Source organism: Streptomyces sp. DH12, assembly GCF_020873895.1.
In the GTDB taxonomy this organism is placed as follows: domain Bacteria; phylum Actinomycetota; class Actinomycetes; order Streptomycetales; family Streptomycetaceae; genus Streptomyces.
On sequence record NZ_JAHWGT010000630.1, the window covers coordinates 1 to 539 of the forward strand.

The window sequence follows — 539 nt, forward strand, 5'->3', positions numbered from 1 at the left end:
CTCGCGCACGGCGCAGGTGTTGAACACGACGACGTCGGCCTCGCCGTCGGAGCCCCCGGGGGCGCGGACGTACCCGGCGTCCTCCAGCAGCCCGGCGAGGCGCTCGGAGTCGTGGACGTTCATCTGACACCCGTAGGTGCGAATCTCGTAGGTCCTGGTCGAGAGAACGTCCACGGCGGGGCTCCGGTCACTGCTGCTGGTCATGGCAACAAGGGTAGGCGTTTCCCCGAGCGGTTCCGCCCGGTGTTCCCCCTCCGCCCTCTACGGCCGGCCCGGCCACCCCTGCCGCCGCAGCACCGCCCCCACGTCCGGCGCCTGGTAGTGGTCGCCCTTGAGGACCTTGCCGTCGGCGCGGCGGCTCACCTGGCCGTCGGGTCCCCGCTTGGTCATGTTGGAGCGGTGGATCTCGGCGATGACCGCGTCGAGGTCGATGCCGTGGACCAGGGCGGTGCCGTAGGCGACGTAGACGACGTCGGCCAGTTCGTGGGCCAGCCGGTCGAGCGGGCCGGTGACCGACACCTCGGCGGCCTCTCTCGCCT

Annotated in this window: 1 protein-coding gene and 1 pseudogene; both read right to left on the minus strand. The window is 71.8% G+C overall.

What is annotated here, in order from left to right:
• Positions 1-204, minus strand: a pseudogene (locus tag LPA54_RS36160) (tRNA (N6-isopentenyl adenosine(37)-C2)-methylthiotransferase MiaB); the annotation flags it as partial.
• A 57-nt stretch (positions 205-261) separates the two neighbouring features.
• On the minus strand, positions 262-539 hold a 278-nt coding region (locus LPA54_RS36165), incomplete at its 5' end, for a hypothetical protein (protein ID WP_228984768.1).